The sequence below is a fragment of the Actinospineispora spinosispora DSM 44797 genome, from assembly GCF_000429025.1.
In the GTDB taxonomy this organism is placed as follows: Bacteria; Actinomycetota; Actinomycetes; order Mycobacteriales; family Pseudonocardiaceae; genus Pseudonocardia; species Pseudonocardia spinosispora.
This window is the reverse complement of the sequence record NZ_AUBB01000010.1, coordinates 91,434-105,730: the sequence shown is the minus strand read 5'-3', so window position 1 is coordinate 105,730 and position 14,297 is coordinate 91,434. Positions and strand designations below refer to the sequence as shown.

Annotated in this window: 13 protein-coding genes; 6 read left to right on the top strand and 7 right to left on the bottom strand. The window is 69.5% G+C overall.

Annotation, left to right across the window (positions count from 1 at the left end; translation table 11 throughout):
* Window positions 1-276 precede the first annotated feature (276 nt).
* Complete coding sequence (locus tag G406_RS44545) at window positions 277-1,209, top strand: YihY/virulence factor BrkB family protein (RefSeq protein ID WP_211241033.1); 933 nt, start codon at window positions 277-279, stop codon at window positions 1,207-1,209.
* Window positions 1,210-1,226: 17 nt separating this feature from the next.
* Here the strand turns inward: G406_RS44545 and G406_RS0104285 are convergent, their stop codons facing one another.
* Genes G406_RS0104285 through G406_RS0104275 form a run of 3 tightly spaced genes read right to left on the bottom strand, consistent with a single transcriptional unit; the run spans window position 1,227 to window position 2,479 of the window.
* Window positions 1,227-1,481: a DUF3039 domain-containing protein gene (locus G406_RS0104285; protein WP_028932858.1), complete on the bottom strand. Its 255-nt coding sequence runs from the start codon at window positions 1,479-1,481 to the stop codon at window positions 1,227-1,229.
* A gap of 52 nt (window positions 1,482-1,533) precedes the next feature.
* Window positions 1,534-1,848, bottom strand: a complete 315-nt coding sequence (locus G406_RS0104280) for a DUF3099 domain-containing protein (RefSeq protein ID WP_028932857.1) — start codon at window positions 1,846-1,848, stop codon at window positions 1,534-1,536.
* A 52-nt stretch (window positions 1,849-1,900) separates the two neighbouring features.
* The gene (locus G406_RS0104275; RefSeq protein ID WP_028932856.1) at window positions 1,901-2,479 is read right to left on the bottom strand and encodes an HhH-GPD-type base excision DNA repair protein; all 579 of its coding nucleotides are present in this window, start codon (window positions 2,477-2,479) and stop codon (window positions 1,901-1,903) included.
* A gap of 81 nt (window positions 2,480-2,560) precedes the next feature.
* Between G406_RS0104275 and G406_RS0104270 the strand changes: the two genes are divergently transcribed.
* On the top strand, window positions 2,561-4,069 hold the full coding sequence (locus G406_RS0104270) for a DUF7782 domain-containing protein (protein ID WP_028932855.1): 1,509 nt from the start codon (window positions 2,561-2,563) through the stop codon (window positions 4,067-4,069).
* Complete coding sequence (dtd, locus tag G406_RS0104265; protein WP_028932854.1) at window positions 4,066-4,509, top strand: D-aminoacyl-tRNA deacylase; 444 nt, start codon at window positions 4,066-4,068, stop codon at window positions 4,507-4,509. Before G406_RS0104270 ends, dtd begins: the two co-directional genes overlap by 4 nt.
* A gap of 325 nt (window positions 4,510-4,834) precedes the next feature.
* Here dtd and G406_RS0104260 read toward each other — a convergent pair whose 3' ends face one another.
* A complete protein-coding gene (locus tag G406_RS0104260) occupies window positions 4,835-6,232 on the bottom strand; it encodes an aspartate aminotransferase family protein (RefSeq protein ID WP_028932853.1) in 1,398 nt (465 codons plus the stop codon).
* 22 nt (window positions 6,233-6,254) lie between these two features.
* Complete coding sequence (gene ald / locus G406_RS0104255; RefSeq protein WP_028932852.1) at window positions 6,255-7,370, bottom strand: alanine dehydrogenase; 1,116 nt, start codon at window positions 7,368-7,370, stop codon at window positions 6,255-6,257.
* Between the two features lie 175 nt (window positions 7,371-7,545).
* On the opposite strand from ald, the gene G406_RS44540 reads away from it, so the two are divergent.
* On the top strand, window positions 7,546-9,003 hold the full coding sequence (locus G406_RS44540; protein ID WP_051341580.1) for a PucR family transcriptional regulator: 1,458 nt from the start codon (window positions 7,546-7,548) through the stop codon (window positions 9,001-9,003).
* Here the strand turns inward: G406_RS44540 and G406_RS0104245 are convergent.
* The gene (locus G406_RS0104245) at window positions 8,967-9,392 is read right to left on the bottom strand and encodes a helix-turn-helix domain-containing protein (protein WP_028932851.1); all 426 of its coding nucleotides are present in this window, start codon (window positions 9,390-9,392) and stop codon (window positions 8,967-8,969) included. The two genes, G406_RS44540 and G406_RS0104245, sit on opposite strands and share 37 nt — an antisense overlap.
* Window positions 9,393-9,482: 90 nt before the next feature.
* Window positions 9,483-11,174, bottom strand: a complete 1,692-nt coding sequence (locus G406_RS44535; protein ID WP_245607007.1) for a PHA/PHB synthase family protein — start codon at window positions 11,172-11,174, stop codon at window positions 9,483-9,485.
* 254 nt (window positions 11,175-11,428) lie between these two features.
* Between G406_RS44535 and G406_RS0104235 the strand changes: the two genes are divergently transcribed.
* Together G406_RS0104235 and G406_RS0104230 are read left to right on the top strand one after the other, a co-directional pair.
* Window positions 11,429-12,466: a sigma-70 family RNA polymerase sigma factor gene (locus tag G406_RS0104235; RefSeq protein WP_084215763.1), complete on the top strand. Its 1,038-nt coding sequence runs from the start codon at window positions 11,429-11,431 to the stop codon at window positions 12,464-12,466.
* 149 nt (window positions 12,467-12,615) lie between these two features.
* Complete coding sequence (locus G406_RS0104230; RefSeq protein WP_028932849.1) at window positions 12,616-14,277, top strand: fumarate hydratase; 1,662 nt, start codon at window positions 12,616-12,618, stop codon at window positions 14,275-14,277.
* Window positions 14,278-14,297 lie beyond the last annotated feature (20 nt).

The following is a 14,297-nucleotide window of genomic DNA, read 5'->3' as shown; positions in this document are numbered from 1 at the left end:
GATCGCGGCGGGAGAGACACACCGGTAGGGAGCGACGAAGGTAAGGAGAGTTTAGAGCGTTCCCGAGGCGGGAGATTCAGTGCCCGGCTCTGGGTCCCGCCGAGCGTCGTGCTCCCCTGCCCGGGACCGCTTCCCGGGGTTTCCTCGGCGCGTCCTGGCGTGTAACTCGATGAATCGGGCTCGCCGGGGCACACTGGCCGTGTCATGAGAACGCAGCCGCGCGATGAGGACGGTGACGGGGCGACCCGGGAGCCGTTACCGACCACCGGATCGCCCGTGCGCAGACTCACGGCGCGAACCCTGTCCAAGTCGTGGGACGACGGAATCTTCGCGATGGCGGCACAGGCCGCCTACTGGGAGACCCTGTCGCTGCCGCCGCTGCTGCTCGGTCTGCTCGGCAGCATGGGTTACGTGGCCGGGTGGTTCGGACCGGAGTCGATCACCACGGTCCAGCACGGCATCATCCGGTTCGCCGACACGATCTTCAACCACGAGGTCGTCAGCCAGTTCATCGAACCGACGGTCGTGGACATCCTGAGCAAGGGCCGGGCCGACATCATCTCGATCGGCTTCCCGATCGCGCTGTTCGCCGGCTCCTCGGCCATCTCGTCACTGGTCGACTCGATCACCTTCGCGCACGAGCAGTACAGCGTGCGCCATCCGGTGTGGCAGCGGGTGTTCGCGCTGCTCATCTACATCGTGGCGCTCGTGCTCGCGGTGGTCACCCTGCCGCTGCTGACGCTGGGCCCGGAGCTGCTGGGGCGGGTCCTGCCGACGTCGTGGACACCGGCCGTGCTGAGCCTGATCAACACGTTCTACTACCCGGTGGTCGTCGTCGTGCTGGTGCTCGGCCTGACGACGCTGTACAAGGCCGCGCTGCCGCTGAGCCTGCCCTGGTGGCGGCTACTGCCGGGTGCCGCGCTGGCCATGGTGGTGTTCGTCGTGTCGACCACAGGGCTGCGGATCTACATCGGCGCCCTGGCCAACACCGGCTACACCTACGGTGCGCTCGCGACCCCGATCGCCTTGCTGCTGTTCGCATTCCTGATCGGCTTCGCCGTCGTACTCGGCGCGCAGCTCAACAACGCGATCCAGGAGGTCTGGCCGGTGTCACCGACGCAGCGCCGACACCGGCTCCAGCGCCTCCTGGGTCTGCGCCAGATGGCCGAACGGCTCGGCGTCGAGCAGAACGACGCGCCCGCGCCGTAGCCGTTGGGTCCGCCCGGTTACTCCTCGCCGCCGGGCGGCAGGGACTCGAAGATCTTCTTGCAGTCCGGGCACACCGGGGAACCGGGCTTGGGCGAGCGGGTGACCGGGAAGGTCTCACCGCACAGTGCCACCACCATGTTGCCAAGGACCGCGCTCTCCGCGATCTTGTTCTTGCGGACGTAGTGGAACATCTTCGGGGTGTCGTCACCCGTGGAGTCGGTGCCCTCCGGGCGGGTGTCGACATCGGGCCGGGTCTGCGTCGAGGTGCTCACCGGTCCATGATGCCGCTGCACTCCCGGCCACCGCCAGGAGGGGAGGAGTTTCTCAGCCGTCGATGACCCGGTGATCGCCCGGTTCGAGTTCCTTCTTGTCGGTGTCGAACCGACGGAACGCCGAGGACTTGCGCGGCAGCCGGTCGTTCGCGATCAGCACCGCGCACCACGGCAGCGGGATCGACAGAATGATCAGTGCCGCCGCGAGCCACGGGGTCTGATAGAACACGGCCGCCAACACCAGACACGGCACCCGCATGGACATCATGATCGAGTACCGACGACGCCGGGCCGCGAACTCTTCCTCGTACGGCGTGGGCGCGTCGGTGATGAGGGCCGGTGCGTCCTCCGGTTCAGAGTTCTTCATGACGCATCTCCCACCCTTGTTGTGCCGCCATCATCCCACTTCGCCCCTCAGATCACCCCTTGGCCTTGGCCGCGGCCTTCATCTGCTGCTTGTAGGCCCTGACCTCACCGAGGGTCTGCTGGTCGACGACGTCGGCGACGGAACGGCGCGCGCCGTCCTCGCCGTAGGTGCCGGCGGCCTCGCGCCATCCCCGGGGCGTGACCTCCCGCTGCTTGCCCAGCAACGCGAGGAAGATCTTCGCCTTCTGCTCCCCGAAACCGGGCAGCGCCTTGAGCCTGCGCAGCACCTCGGCACCGTCCGGTTCGTCCCGCGTCCAGATGGTCGCGACGTCGCCGTCGTAGTGCTCGATCAGGTACTGGGCGAGGGTCTGCAGCCGCTTCGCCATCGAACCGGGGAACCGGTGGATCGCGGGCCGCTGCGCCACCAGCGCCGCGAACGCCTCGGGGTCGGTGTCCGCGACCTGCCGGACGTCCAGCGTGCCCATCCGGTCCGCGAGATCCTTGGGGCCTCGGAACGCCTTCTCCATCGGAATCTGTTGGTCGAGCAACATTCCGAACAACAAGGCGAGCGGACTGCTGGTGAGCAGGTCGTCCGCCGACGGATCCTGCGCCAGACACAACACCTTCGTCATGGGTCCAGCATCCCACGACCACCGCCGCCCGTCGTCGACCGCACGCCTGGTCCCACCGGGGCTGATGACAGGATCACGGGCATGGCTCTCGATCTGACTCCGGCACTGTGCGCCGGCCTGCGCGAGGCGTTCGACCGTGCCGGCTACGACGTGGACGGGGTGCCCGCGCTGCTCGGTGAGGCCGCGCACAACGCACTGGGCCGCGACGAACCGGTGCCGGCGAGACTGGCCAGCCGGGACGGCGGTGCCCTCGGCACGTTGGTGCGGTTGTTCCTGCTCGGGGACTCCGAGCCGGGTGTCGAGGTCGCCAAGGCGCTCGGGCCGGTCGAGCTGTCCGACGCGGTGGCCGCCGGGCTGCTGCGGGCCACGTCGGACGACGAGGTCGCGGCCGCACTGGACGTGCGGCCGCACGGTGACGAGGACGGCTCGTGGTGGGTGGTCTCCGACCTGGACCGGATCGCCGGTGCGGCCCGGTCGCTGCACGGCGACCACGTCCTCGGGGTCGGCCAGGCGTCGCTGAGCCTCGCGTCGGCGACCATCCGCCGCCCGGCCGCCCGGCTGCTCGACCTGGGTACCGGTTGTGGTGTGCAGGCGCTGCACGCCAGCCGGCACGCGGACTCCCTGGTGGCGACCGATGTGAACCCTCGCGCCCTGGCGCTCGCGGCGGCCGGCTTCGCGCTGAGCGGCGTCGAGGTGGACCTGCGCGGCGGGTCGTGGCTCGAACCGGTCGCGGGCGAGCGGTTCGACCAGATCGTGACCAATCCGCCGTTCGTGGTCGGCCCGCCCAGGGTCCGGCACACCTACCGTGACTCCGGCCTCGCCGGCGACGGGATCGCGGCCAGGCTGGTCGGCTCACTGCCCGGCCTGCTGACCGACAACGGTGTCGCGCAGCTGCTGGCGTGCTGGCTGCACGTGCGTGGCGAGGACTGGCCGGACCGGGTCGCGTCCTGGCTGCCCGCCGGTGGCGGCGTCGACGCGTGGTTCGTACAGCGTGAGGAAGCCGACCCCGCGCTCTATGTCGGGACGTGGCTGCGCGACTCCGGCATCGACCCGGCCTCCCCCGGGGGACGGCGCGAGGCCGAGGAGTGGCTGGCCTGGTTCGACTCGCACCGGGTGGAGGCCGTCGGTTTCGGTTTCATCACCCTGCGCCGCACCAGCGCCACCGACGCCACCGTGCTGTGCGAGGACGTACGGGACGCGATCGTCGACCCGCTCGGGATCGAAGCCGAGGGCTGGCTCGACCGCATCGACTGGCTGCGCCGGCACTCCGCCGACGAGGCGCTGCTGGGCGCCCGGCTGGCGGTCGCACCGAGTGTGATCCTCGAACAGGCCAGCACACCTGGTGAGCAGGGCTGGGAGACCGTGCACCGCGCGGTGCGCCGGATGGACGGCCCCGGCTGGCGCCACGAGCTGGACGAACCCGCGACCGCGCTGCTCGCCGGTTGTCAGGGCCAGCTCCCGCTGGAGGAGCTGCTGGAGCTGTTGTCGTTCGCACACGACCGCCCGGTCGGCGAGCTGACGGCGGCGAGCCTCCCCGCCGTCCGCGAGCTGGTACGTCACGGTCTGCTCGTGCCGTCGGACCTCCGGTGAGGGCGGTCGCCGCCAGAGTCACCCGGGCGTCGGTCCGCGTCGACGGCGAGGTGGTAGGACAGATCGACGAACCTGGGCTGCTGGTGCTGCTCGGTGTGCGCCGCACGGACGGCCCCGCGCAGGCGGAGGTCGTCGCACGCAAGCTGCACGAGCTGCGCCTGCTGCGCGACGAACAGTCCTGCGCCGACGCGGGGGCGCCGCTGCTCGTGGTCAGCCAGTTCACCCTCTACGGAGACACCCGCAAGGGCAGACGCCCCTCCTGGTCGGCGGCCGCCGCCCCCGAGGACGCCGAGCCACTCGTCGACCTGGTCGTCCAACTGCTTCGCGACCGGGGAGCCAAGGTCGAGACCGGCCGCTTCAGAGCAGAGATGGCCGTCGAGTCACTCAACGACGGCCCCTTCACGGTCCTGATCGAATCCGAGGCCCCGAACACCTCGTGAGTGATGAGGCCGTCTACCCCGAAGGGGCGCGAAGCGTAGCCGGTCTAGGCACTCACGACACGCTTTTCGTCGTGAGTGCCTAGACCGGCTATAGGCGGCCTCAGCACTCACGAGAACCCCGAGGCCGCGCACTCTTGGCACGCGGTCGGGACCACAGACGCTGTGGCTGAGTCCAAGGCATCTCGGCTTCGCCGTCGACTCGTGAGTGGGAAGGCCGCCTATAGCCGGACTGGACCCTCACGACGGAAAAGCTGTCGTGAGTGCCCACTCCGGCTACGCTTCGCGCCCCTTCGGGGTAGACGGCCTTCCCACTCACGAAAAGGGGCTACAGCAGGCCTGTGGCCTCGGTCAGGGTGTGGCGGAGGATCTGGGTCATCTCGTCGAACTCCTGCTGGCCACAGATCAGCGGGGGCGCCAGCTGGACCACCGCGTCGCCCCGGGCGTCGGGGCGGCAGTAGAGGCCGTTCTCGAACAGGGCGCCGGGCAGGAAGTTGGCGATCACCCGCTCGCGCTGGGCCGCGTCGAGGGTCTTCTTGGTCGCCTTGTCGGTGACCAGCTCGACGGCCCAGAAGTAGCCGTCGCCGCGCACGTCGCCGACGATCGGCAGGTCCAGCAGGGTGCGCAGGGTGTCCCCGAAGGCCTGCTCGTTGTCGAGTACCCGCTGGTTGAGGCCCTCGCGCTCCATGAGGTCCAGGTTGGCCAGTCCCACGGCACAGGACACCGGGTGCCCACCGAAGGTGTAGCCGTGCGGGAAGGCGACCTTGTCGGCGAGGAACGGCTCCATGATCCGGTCGGTGGCGATCATCGCCCCGATCGGGCTGTAGCCGGAGGTCATGCCCTTCGCGCAGGTGATGATGTCGGGCTGGTAGCCGAACTTCTCGCAGGCGAACGTCGCACCGTGCCGCCCGAAGGCGCAGATCACCTCATCGGAGACCAGCAGAACGTCGTGCCGGTCGCAGATTTCACGGACCCTGGCGAAGTAGCCCGGCGGCGGGGTGAAACAGCCGCCGGAGTTCTGCACCGGCTCGAGGACCACCGCGGCCACCGTGTCGGCGCCCTCGAACAGGATGGCTTCCTCGATGCGGTCGGCGGCCCAGCGGCCGAAGGCCTCGGGGTCGTCGGCGTGCTCGGTGGCGCGGTAGATGTTGGTGTTCGGCGCGCGGTGGCCGCCGGGGGTGAGTGGCTCGAAGTCCTGCTTCATCGCCGGCAGACCGGTGATCGCCAGCGCACCCTGGGGTGTGCCGTGATACGCGATCGCCCGGCTGATCACCTTGTGCTTGAGCGGCTTGCCGATGAGCTTGAAGTACTGCTTGGCGACCTTCCAGGCGCTCTCGACCGCTTCACCTCCACCGGTCGTGAAGAAGACCCGGTTCAGGTCGCCGGGCGCCGCGTCGGCGAGCCGCTCCGCGAGCTTGATGGCGTGCGGGTGCGCGTAGCCCCAGATCGGGAAGTAGGCCAGCTCCTCGGCCTGCTTGGCCGCGACCTGGGCCAGTTCGCGCCTGCCATGACCGACCTGCACCACGAACAGGCCGGACAGCCCGTCGAGGATGCGCCGTCCCCTGTCGTCCCAGAGGTGGACGCCCTCTCCCCTGGTGACGATCGGCACCGGCTGATCGGCGTAGCGGCCCATCCTGCTGAAGTGCATCCACAGGTGGTCGGCCGCGACCGAGGCGAGGTCACGCTCGGTCTCGGCGGCCTGCATCGGGTGGTCGGTCAAGGTCATGGCAGGGCTCCGGAGGTAGGTCTTACTTCAACACGTCGGCGATGCTGAGCGCGGGCAGGTCGTGAGCGGCGGCGACCGGTGCGTTGGTCACCTGGCCGTTGTAGGTGTTCAGACCGGCCGCGAGCGCGGCGTCCTCGCGCAGGGCGTTCTTCCAGCCGCGGTTGGCCAGCGCCACGGTGTAGGGCAGCGTCGCGTTCGCCAGTGCCTGGGTCGAGGTGTGCGGCACCGCGCCGGGCATGTTGGCCACGCAGTAGAAGACCGAGTTGTGGACCTGGAAGGTCGGGTCGTCGTGGGTCGTCGGACGCGAGTCCTCGAAGCAACCGCCCTGGTCGATCGCGATGTCGACCAGGACGCTGCCCGGCTTCATCCGCGACACGAGCTGGTTGCTCACCAGCTTCGGCGCCTTGGCGCCCGCGACCAGCACCGCGCCGATGACCAGGTCCGCGTCGAGCACCGCGCGCTCGATGGACGCGCCGGTGGCTGCGACCGTCTGGACGCGTCCGCCGAACACCCGGTCGAGCTCGCGCAGCCGGAAGAGGTTGCGGTCGAGGATCGTCACCTGGGCGCGCAGGCCCAGTGCGATCTCGGCGGCCGCGGCGCCGGAGACACCGCCGCCGATCACGACGACCTTCGCCGGCTCGACACCGGGCACGCCACCCAGCAGCATGCCGCGTCCACCACTGGCGGCCAGCAGCGCCTGGGCGCCGACCTGCGGCGCCAGGCGACCGGCGACCTCGCTCATCGGGGCCAGCAGCGGGAGCGAGCCGCCCGGACCGGTGACGGTCTCGTAGGCGATGCCGGTGACCTTCCGGCGGATCAGGGCGTCGGTGCACTCCCTGGAAGCGGCCAGGTGCAGGTAGGTGAAGAGGGTCTGGCCCTCCTGCATACGGTCGTACTCGGCGGCGATCGGCTCCTTGACCTTGAGCACGAGTTCCGACTCCGACCACACCGCGTCGGCGCTGGAGCCGATCTTCGCGCCGGCCGCGAGGTACTCGCTGTCCGGCATCGCGGAGCCGAGGCCGGCGTTCTCCTCGACGAGCACGTCGTGACCGGCCGCGACGAGCTCGGCCACCCCGGCGGGGGTCAGCGCGACGCGGAACTCGTTGTTCTTGATCTCACGGGGTACGCCGATCCACATGATGAAACTCCTGCTGGGTGTGCTGGGCAAGCAGCGGATTTGGAGGTAGTCGACTCGCGTGGGGTCGCCGGGCGAGTGCTTGAAGTATCGACAGGTCCATCGGGCCCGCTCTATGGAAGAATGTATGACGTCAGGCAAGTGATTCATACATATCGCCAACAGCGCGGTGAGGCACATGATCACGGTCGACGAGCTCGTCTCGGTGGCATCGCTCGAGCTCGGTTACTACGCGGGCTCGTCCGGTGGTGGGCGCCCGATCACCTGGGCGCACACCTGCGACATGCCGGACCCGTGGACCTGGGTCGGCGCGGGGGACCTCGTCATGACGACCGGCGGAGGGATCCCCGCCGAGCCCGCCGACCAGGTCGAGTGGCTCGTCGAGCTGGCCCGGACCCGTGCCAGCGGCATCCTGATCGGCCCGAGACCCGGTACCCCGGCGATCTCGGCGCAGATGTGCCGCGCGGCCGACGAGCTCCGGTTCCCGCTGATCGACGCGGACTTCGAGCTGGAGTTCGCCGGCGTCGCACACGTGGTCATCGAGAGTGTGCTGCGCGCCGAGCGCGATCGGATCGTCGAGATCCGACGGCTCTACGACGCCTACGGCCAGGCGCTGCGCAGCCGCGTCGACCTCGCGGAGCGGCTGCGCCTCGTGGCACAGAACCTGGGGTGGGCGCTGGAGCTGCGCGACCGCCGTTCCGGGCGCACGCTCGCCTCGAGCGGCCGGACGAGCACCTCGCGCTCCGGCACCGAGTCGGTGCCCGTCCCCGGTACCTCCCCCGCCGAGCTGATCGCGGCTCCTGGGCGTCGCCCTCGGCTCGACACCCTGGTCCTGCACCATCTGGCGGGCTTGATCGGAGTGGAGCTGGAGCAGCGCGCGGCCGAACGTGACCAGCTGCGCGACACCGGGGCGCAGCTGTTCGACGATCTCCTGGACGGGCGTCTCCAGCTGGCCGCCGTCCGCGCCGAGCTGACCCGACGAGGCCTGACCGCCCCGTTGTGCGTCGCCCGGTTCGCCGCGGCCGGCTCCGACGACCAGCTACAGCACAGCACGGCGTTCGACGAGCGCCATCCGCTGTTGTCGCATCGAGACGGTGGGCTGGTGGCCTTGCTGCCTTCGGACGCACGCCTGCTCGACGAGCTGCTGGCCGAACTCGGGGGCGCCACGCGGGTCGGGGTGAGTCGTCCGCTCACCGACGCGCTGGACGTTCCCGAAGCCGCCAGGCAGGCGCGGGTGGCACTCGCGCACGCCACCCCGTCGCGGCGTCGCACCGGCTACGCGGAGCTGAGCGGGCTGCCCCCGCGCAGCGTGGCCGAGGCGACCGAACTGGTGGACCGCTACCTGGGGCCGATCATCGAGCACGACGAGGCCAACGGAACGGCGCTCGTCGAGACACTCCGCACGTTCCTGGGCAACGACGGCGCGTGGCAGGTCAGCGCCGCGGCACTCGGCATCCACCGGCAGACGCTCGTGTACCGGCTGGGCACGGTGCGGCGGCTGACCGGTCTGAAACCCACCTCCAGCGAGGGAACCGCGAAACTCTGGCTCGCGCTCGAAGCCGGGACCCGAGCAGGTCTGCTCGGCCGACGGCGCCCGGCTCAGTCCGAGCCGCCGCCGGAGACGAAACTGCGATAGACGCTGAGCAGCGCCTCACGCTGCGACTGGCTCAGCCGAGGGTCGCGGCGAATGCACTCCTCCGTGTCGCTGGTCCCGTTCGCGGAGCTGTCGGTGCGCGGCGCGGAGCCGTTCGTACGGACCCAGCCGGTCTCCGCGAGCATCTGCTCGGTGCTGAGGTTCAGTGCGTCGGCGATCGACCGCAGCACCTTGAGCGACGGTTGGTGCAGTCCCCGCTCGATCTGGCTCAGGTAGGCGTTCGAGACGGAGGTCATGCTCGCCATCTCACGCAGGGACAACTTCGCCAGCTGCCGCTGCGCGCGGATGAATCCGCCCAGCGCATCCATCTGGGCCCCCCACGGATCACTGGCTGCCCGTCCGGCACCATCGTCGGACTGTCGGTCACTCATGGCCCCATTGTGATGCCGGACATCCCATGGCACCCGGCGATTTGCGCGGTATCTCACACACCCAGCTGAGAAGACGCGCACCGGATGGACTCAGCCGAACACGTACTCACCGGGGGCGTCGGACAGTGGCGGGTACGTCGCGCTCCCCACCCCGGGCAGCGCGACACGTGCGCCGGCATGCGCCGCGATCCACGGCGTCCAGTCCTCCCACCAGCTGGTTCGCCGTTCGACGGCGTCGGCGCGCCACTGCGCAGGCTCCTCGGGCAACGTCGGTAGATCGGCGAACCAGTGCCGCGACTTCGGGCTCGGAGGGTTCACCACACCCGCGATGTGGCCCGAGTTGGACAGGACGAACCGCACAGCTCCGCCAAGCAGCCGCGCGCTGGCGTACACACCGGTCCAGGGCGCGATGTGGTCGGCCTCGGCGGTGATGACGTAACTGTCGTGCTCGATGTCGCCGAGATCCAGCCTCTCCCCCGCGAGCTCCATCTTCCCCAGCGCGAGCCGGTTCTCGACGTAGCACGCGGTCAGGTACTCGGTGTGCATCGTGGCCGGCATACGCGTCGAGTCTGCGTTCCAGGCCAGCATGTCGAACGACGCGGGCTCGGCGCCCATGAGCCAGCCGTCCACCACGTAGTTCCACACCAGCTCGGCGGGACGCAGCACGTCGAAGGTCGCCTTCATGGTCTGCGCGGGCAGGTAGCCGTCGTCGTCCATCACTGTGGCGAGGTTCGCCACGGCGGCGGCGTCGGTGAAGACACCGAGCGGACCCGGTTCGGTGAAGTCGAGCAGTGTGTTCATCAGGGTGAGCGAGTTGACCCCCGGTTCACCCCGTGCGGCCAGCCACGCCGAGGTGGCCGTGGCCAGCGTCCCGCCGAGACACAACGCCACCACGTTCGCCGACGGCGAGCCGGTGATCTCACGGATCACCTCGAGCGCGGCCAGCGGGCCTTCGCGCAGGTAGTCGGCCATCCCGAGGTCGCGCATGCTCTGGTCGGGGTTTCGGTAGCTGATCGCGAAGCAGGTGTGCCCGTGCCGGACCGCCCACTCGACGAGGCTGCGGCCGGGGGCGAGATCCATGACGTAGTACTTGTTGATCCACGGCGGGCTGAACAACATCGGCGTCTCGTGCACCGTGTCGGTGGCCGGCGCGTACTGGATCAGCTCGATCAGCCGGTTGCGGTACACGACCTTGCCCGGGCTCGTCGCCAGCTCGGTCCCGACCCGGAGACCGTCCGACGGGACCTGGCGTGGCTGACCGTCATTCGTGGCCAGGTCACGGACCATGTTCGCCATGCCACGCACCAGGCTCTGCCCGCCGGTGTCGAACGCACGGCGCAGCACCGAGGGGTTGCTCACCACGAAGTTCGCCGGGGCGGCGGCCGCGATGACCTGCTCGACCGCGAAGTCGACCTTGCGTCGCGTCGTCGGGTCGAGCACCGCCGCCGAGGACAGCGCCCGCAGCTGCTCGGCGAACAGCTGGTGCTGGCGAAGGCACAGTGCGAACCAGCTGTTGTCGCGGTAGGCGGGATCACCGTGTCTGCGATCACCGGCGACGGCCGGCTCGGCCGGCACGAGCCCGGCCGCCCGCAACATCGAGGTGAGCCCCGCCTGCCCACTGCGCACGCAGTAGTCGACCGCCGCCCGCGCCACGGGAGCCGGCTGGCCCGCCAGCGATGCACCCGCCCGTACCAGGGCGGCTCCGAAGCCGATCGGGTCGTACCGGGCCGCCAGCGCTGTCAGAGCCGCGAGACCTGGCGAGTCGGCTGTGTTCTCAGCCACATCCTTCGCTCGGTTCACTCGGGTCTCGGATGGATTCCGCGTCGAATCATCCGTCGCTGACACGGCGGGACCTCCTCGTTCGCCCTCATCGACGTTCCCGGCTCCCGACCTGCACTCTCAGGAAATTTCTCAGAGAGGCGCAGAGCACACCGCAAGGTTGGGAACGAAACGGGCCTCCCGAACGTATTACATGATGACGCCGTCGAGCGGGCACACCGAGCTAGCAGCCGACGGTCGCGTAGGGAGGGACGCAGATGACTCTGCTGAAGACCAAGCCGAAGACCAACACCCGCAACGCCAGCGCTCGCAAGGCCACTGTACCTGCTCAGCGCTCCGCGCACCCGGAACTGGAGACTACTGCCGAGGATCTGGACGCCCAGAGCCCCGCGGCGGACCTGGTTCGGGTGTACCTGAACGGCATTGGTAAGCGGGCGCTGCTCTCCGCCGAAGAGGAAGTGGACCTGGCGAAACGCATCGAGGCCGGGGTCTTCGCCAAGCACGTGCTCGACACCGACGAGAGCCTGACGTCGGGCCGCGCCGCCGATTTGCGCGCCCTCGTGCGCGACGGCGAGCGGGCGCGTAACCACCTGCTCGAGGCGAACCTGCGGCTCGTGGTGTCGCTGGCCAAGCGCTACACGGGGCGCGGTATGCCGCTGCTGGACCTCATCCAGGAGGGCAACCTGGGCCTGATCCGCGCGGTGGAGAAGTTCGACTACGCCAAGGGCTTCAAGTTCTCGACCTACGCGACGTGGTGGATCCGTCAGGCCATCACCCGCGGCATGGCTGACCAGGCACGCACGATCCGGCTGCCCGTCCACCTGGTCGAGCAGGTCAACAAGATCGCCCGGGTGAAGCGCGACCTGCACCAGCGGCTGGGCCGGGACGCCACCCACGAGGAGATCGCGGAGGAGTCCGGTATCGCGGTCGAGAAGATCGCAGACCTGCTGGACCACTCGCGTGACCCGGTGAGCCTGGACATGCCGGTCGGTAACGAGGAAGAGGCCCCGCTGGGCGACTTCATCGAGGACGCCGAGGCGACCGACGCCGAGACGACGGTCATCTCGCACCTGCTGCACGACGACCTGCGCCGGGTGCTCGCCACGCTGGACGACCGCGAGCAGAACGTGATCCGGATGCGCTACGGCCTCGACGACGGCCAGCCGCGCACCCTGGACCAGATCGGCCGCACGTTCGGGCTGTCCCGCGAGCGGGTCCGCCAGATCGAGCGCGAGGTCATGGCGAAGCTGCGGGTGGGCGACCGAGCCAACCGCCTCCGCGCCTACGCCAGCTGAAGCCGGCGGTGGTGGGTGGGGTGTGTTCGCGGAACACGCTCACCTCAGCCGGCTTCAGTGCAACGCTGATCGGTTTCGCCGACGGGGTGTCGAGGGCAACACATCTGCCTTCGACGCCCCGTTGTGCATGTTCGGGGTAACGTCCTGACGTGCCCGAGTTCACCCACACCGACGTGCTCTCACTCGGCCCGGACGACACCGAGTACCGCAAGCTCGACCTGGGTGGCGTGACGCCGCTCCAGGTCGACGGACGGGACTTCCTCCGGATCGAGCCCACCACCATCACCGGCCTCGTCAAGGCCGCCGTGACCGACATCCAGCACCTCCTCCGGCCGTCGCACCTCGCACAGCTGCGATCGATCATCGACGACCCGGAAGCAAGCTCCAACGACCGGTTCGTCGCCACCGACCTGCTGCGCAACGCGTGCGTGTCGGCGGGCGGCGTGCTGCCGATGTGCCAGGACACCGGTACCGCCATCGTCATCGGCAAACGTTCCGAAGGCATCCTCACCGGCGGCTCCGGCGACAGCGACGAGGCGGCGGTCTCCCGGGGCGTGTTCGAGGCCTACCAGGAGCTCAACCTGCGGTACTCGCAGATGGCTCCGGTCAGTTTCTGGGAGGAACGCAACACCGGCACGAACCTGCCCGCCCAGGTCGAGCTGCAGCACCTGCCGGGAGAGAAGCCTCGCTACGAGTTCCTCGTCATGGCCAAGGGCGGTGGGTCGGCGAACAAGACCTACCTGTACCAGGAGACCAAGGCGCTGCTGAACCCCAAGCGCCTCGCCACGTTTCTCGACGAGAAGCTGCGCTCGCTGGGGACCTCGGCCTGCCCGCCGTACCACCTGGCGATCGTGGTGGGAGGCATGTCCGCCGAGTACACGCTCAAGGTCGCCAAGCTCGCCTCGGCGCGCTACCTCGACACGCTGCCCGAACAGGGCTCCGGGACCGGCGGAGCGTTCCGCGACCGTGACCTGGAGGCCCAGGTCCTGGAGCTGACCCGCAACTTCGGCATCGGCGCCCAGTTCGGCGGCAAGTACTTCTGTCACGACGTGCGGGTCATCCGCCTTCCCCGGCACGGCGCCTCGCTGCCGGTCGGGATCGCGGTGTCCTGCTCGGCCGACCGCCAGGCGAAGGCCAAGATCACAGCGGAGGGGGTGTTCCTCGAGCAGCTCGAACGGGACCCGGCACGATTCCTGCCCGACGTCGACGAGGACGATCTGGCCGACTCGACCGACGTCGTGCGGGTGGACCTGAACCGGCCGATGTCGGAGATCCGCGCGCAGCTGTCGCAGCTGCCGGTCAAGACGCGGCTGGCCCTCACCGGGTCGATGGTGGTCGCCCGCGACATCGCGCACGCGAAGATCGCCGAGCGGCTCGACGCGGGCGAGCCGATGCCGGACTACCTGCGTGACCACCCGGTCTACTACGCGGGCCCGGCCAAGACCCCCGAGGGCTACGCGTCCGGGTCCTTCGGCCCGACCACCGCCGGGCGGATGGACTCCTACGTCGAACAGTTCCAGGCGGCGGGCGGCTCGCTGGTCATGCTGGCCAAGGGCAACCGGTCGGCGCAGGTGACCGAGTCGTGCGCGACGCACGGCGGGTTCTACCTCGGCTCGATCGGCGGCCAGGCCGCTCGGCTGGCGAAGGACTGCATCCGCAAGGTGGACGTCCTGGAGTACCCGGAGCTGGGGATGGAGGCGGTCTGGAAGATCGAGGTCGAGGACTTCCCCGCCTTCGTCGTCGTCGACGACAAGGGCAACGACTTCTTCGCCTCGACGAGCACACCGACGCTGCAGGTCACGTTCCGCTGATCGACCCGAGCCTCACCGGG

Coding starts and splice junctions, on each gene's coding strand:
- G406_RS0104280 (WP_028932857.1), bottom strand. CDS start 1,848: ATGAAGAACTCTGAACCGGAGGACGCACCGGCCCTCATCACCGACGCG.
- G406_RS0104275 (WP_028932856.1), bottom strand. CDS start 2,479: ATGACGAAGGTGTTGTGTCTGGCGCAGGATCCGTCGGCGGACGACCTG.
- G406_RS0104270 (WP_028932855.1), top strand. CDS start 2,561: ATGGCTCTCGATCTGACTCCGGCACTGTGCGCCGGCCTGCGCGAGGCG.
- G406_RS0104260 (WP_028932853.1), bottom strand. CDS start 6,232: ATGACCTTGACCGACCACCCGATGCAGGCCGCCGAGACCGAGCGTGAC.
- ald (WP_028932852.1), bottom strand. CDS start 7,370: ATGTGGATCGGCGTACCCCGTGAGATCAAGAACAACGAGTTCCGCGTC.
- G406_RS44540 (WP_051341580.1), top strand. CDS start 7,546: ATGATCACGGTCGACGAGCTCGTCTCGGTGGCATCGCTCGAGCTCGGT.
- G406_RS0104245 (WP_028932851.1), bottom strand. CDS start 9,392: ATGAGTGACCGACAGTCCGACGATGGTGCCGGACGGGCAGCCAGTGAT.
- G406_RS0104235 (WP_084215763.1), top strand. CDS start 11,429: ATGACTCTGCTGAAGACCAAGCCGAAGACCAACACCCGCAACGCCAGC.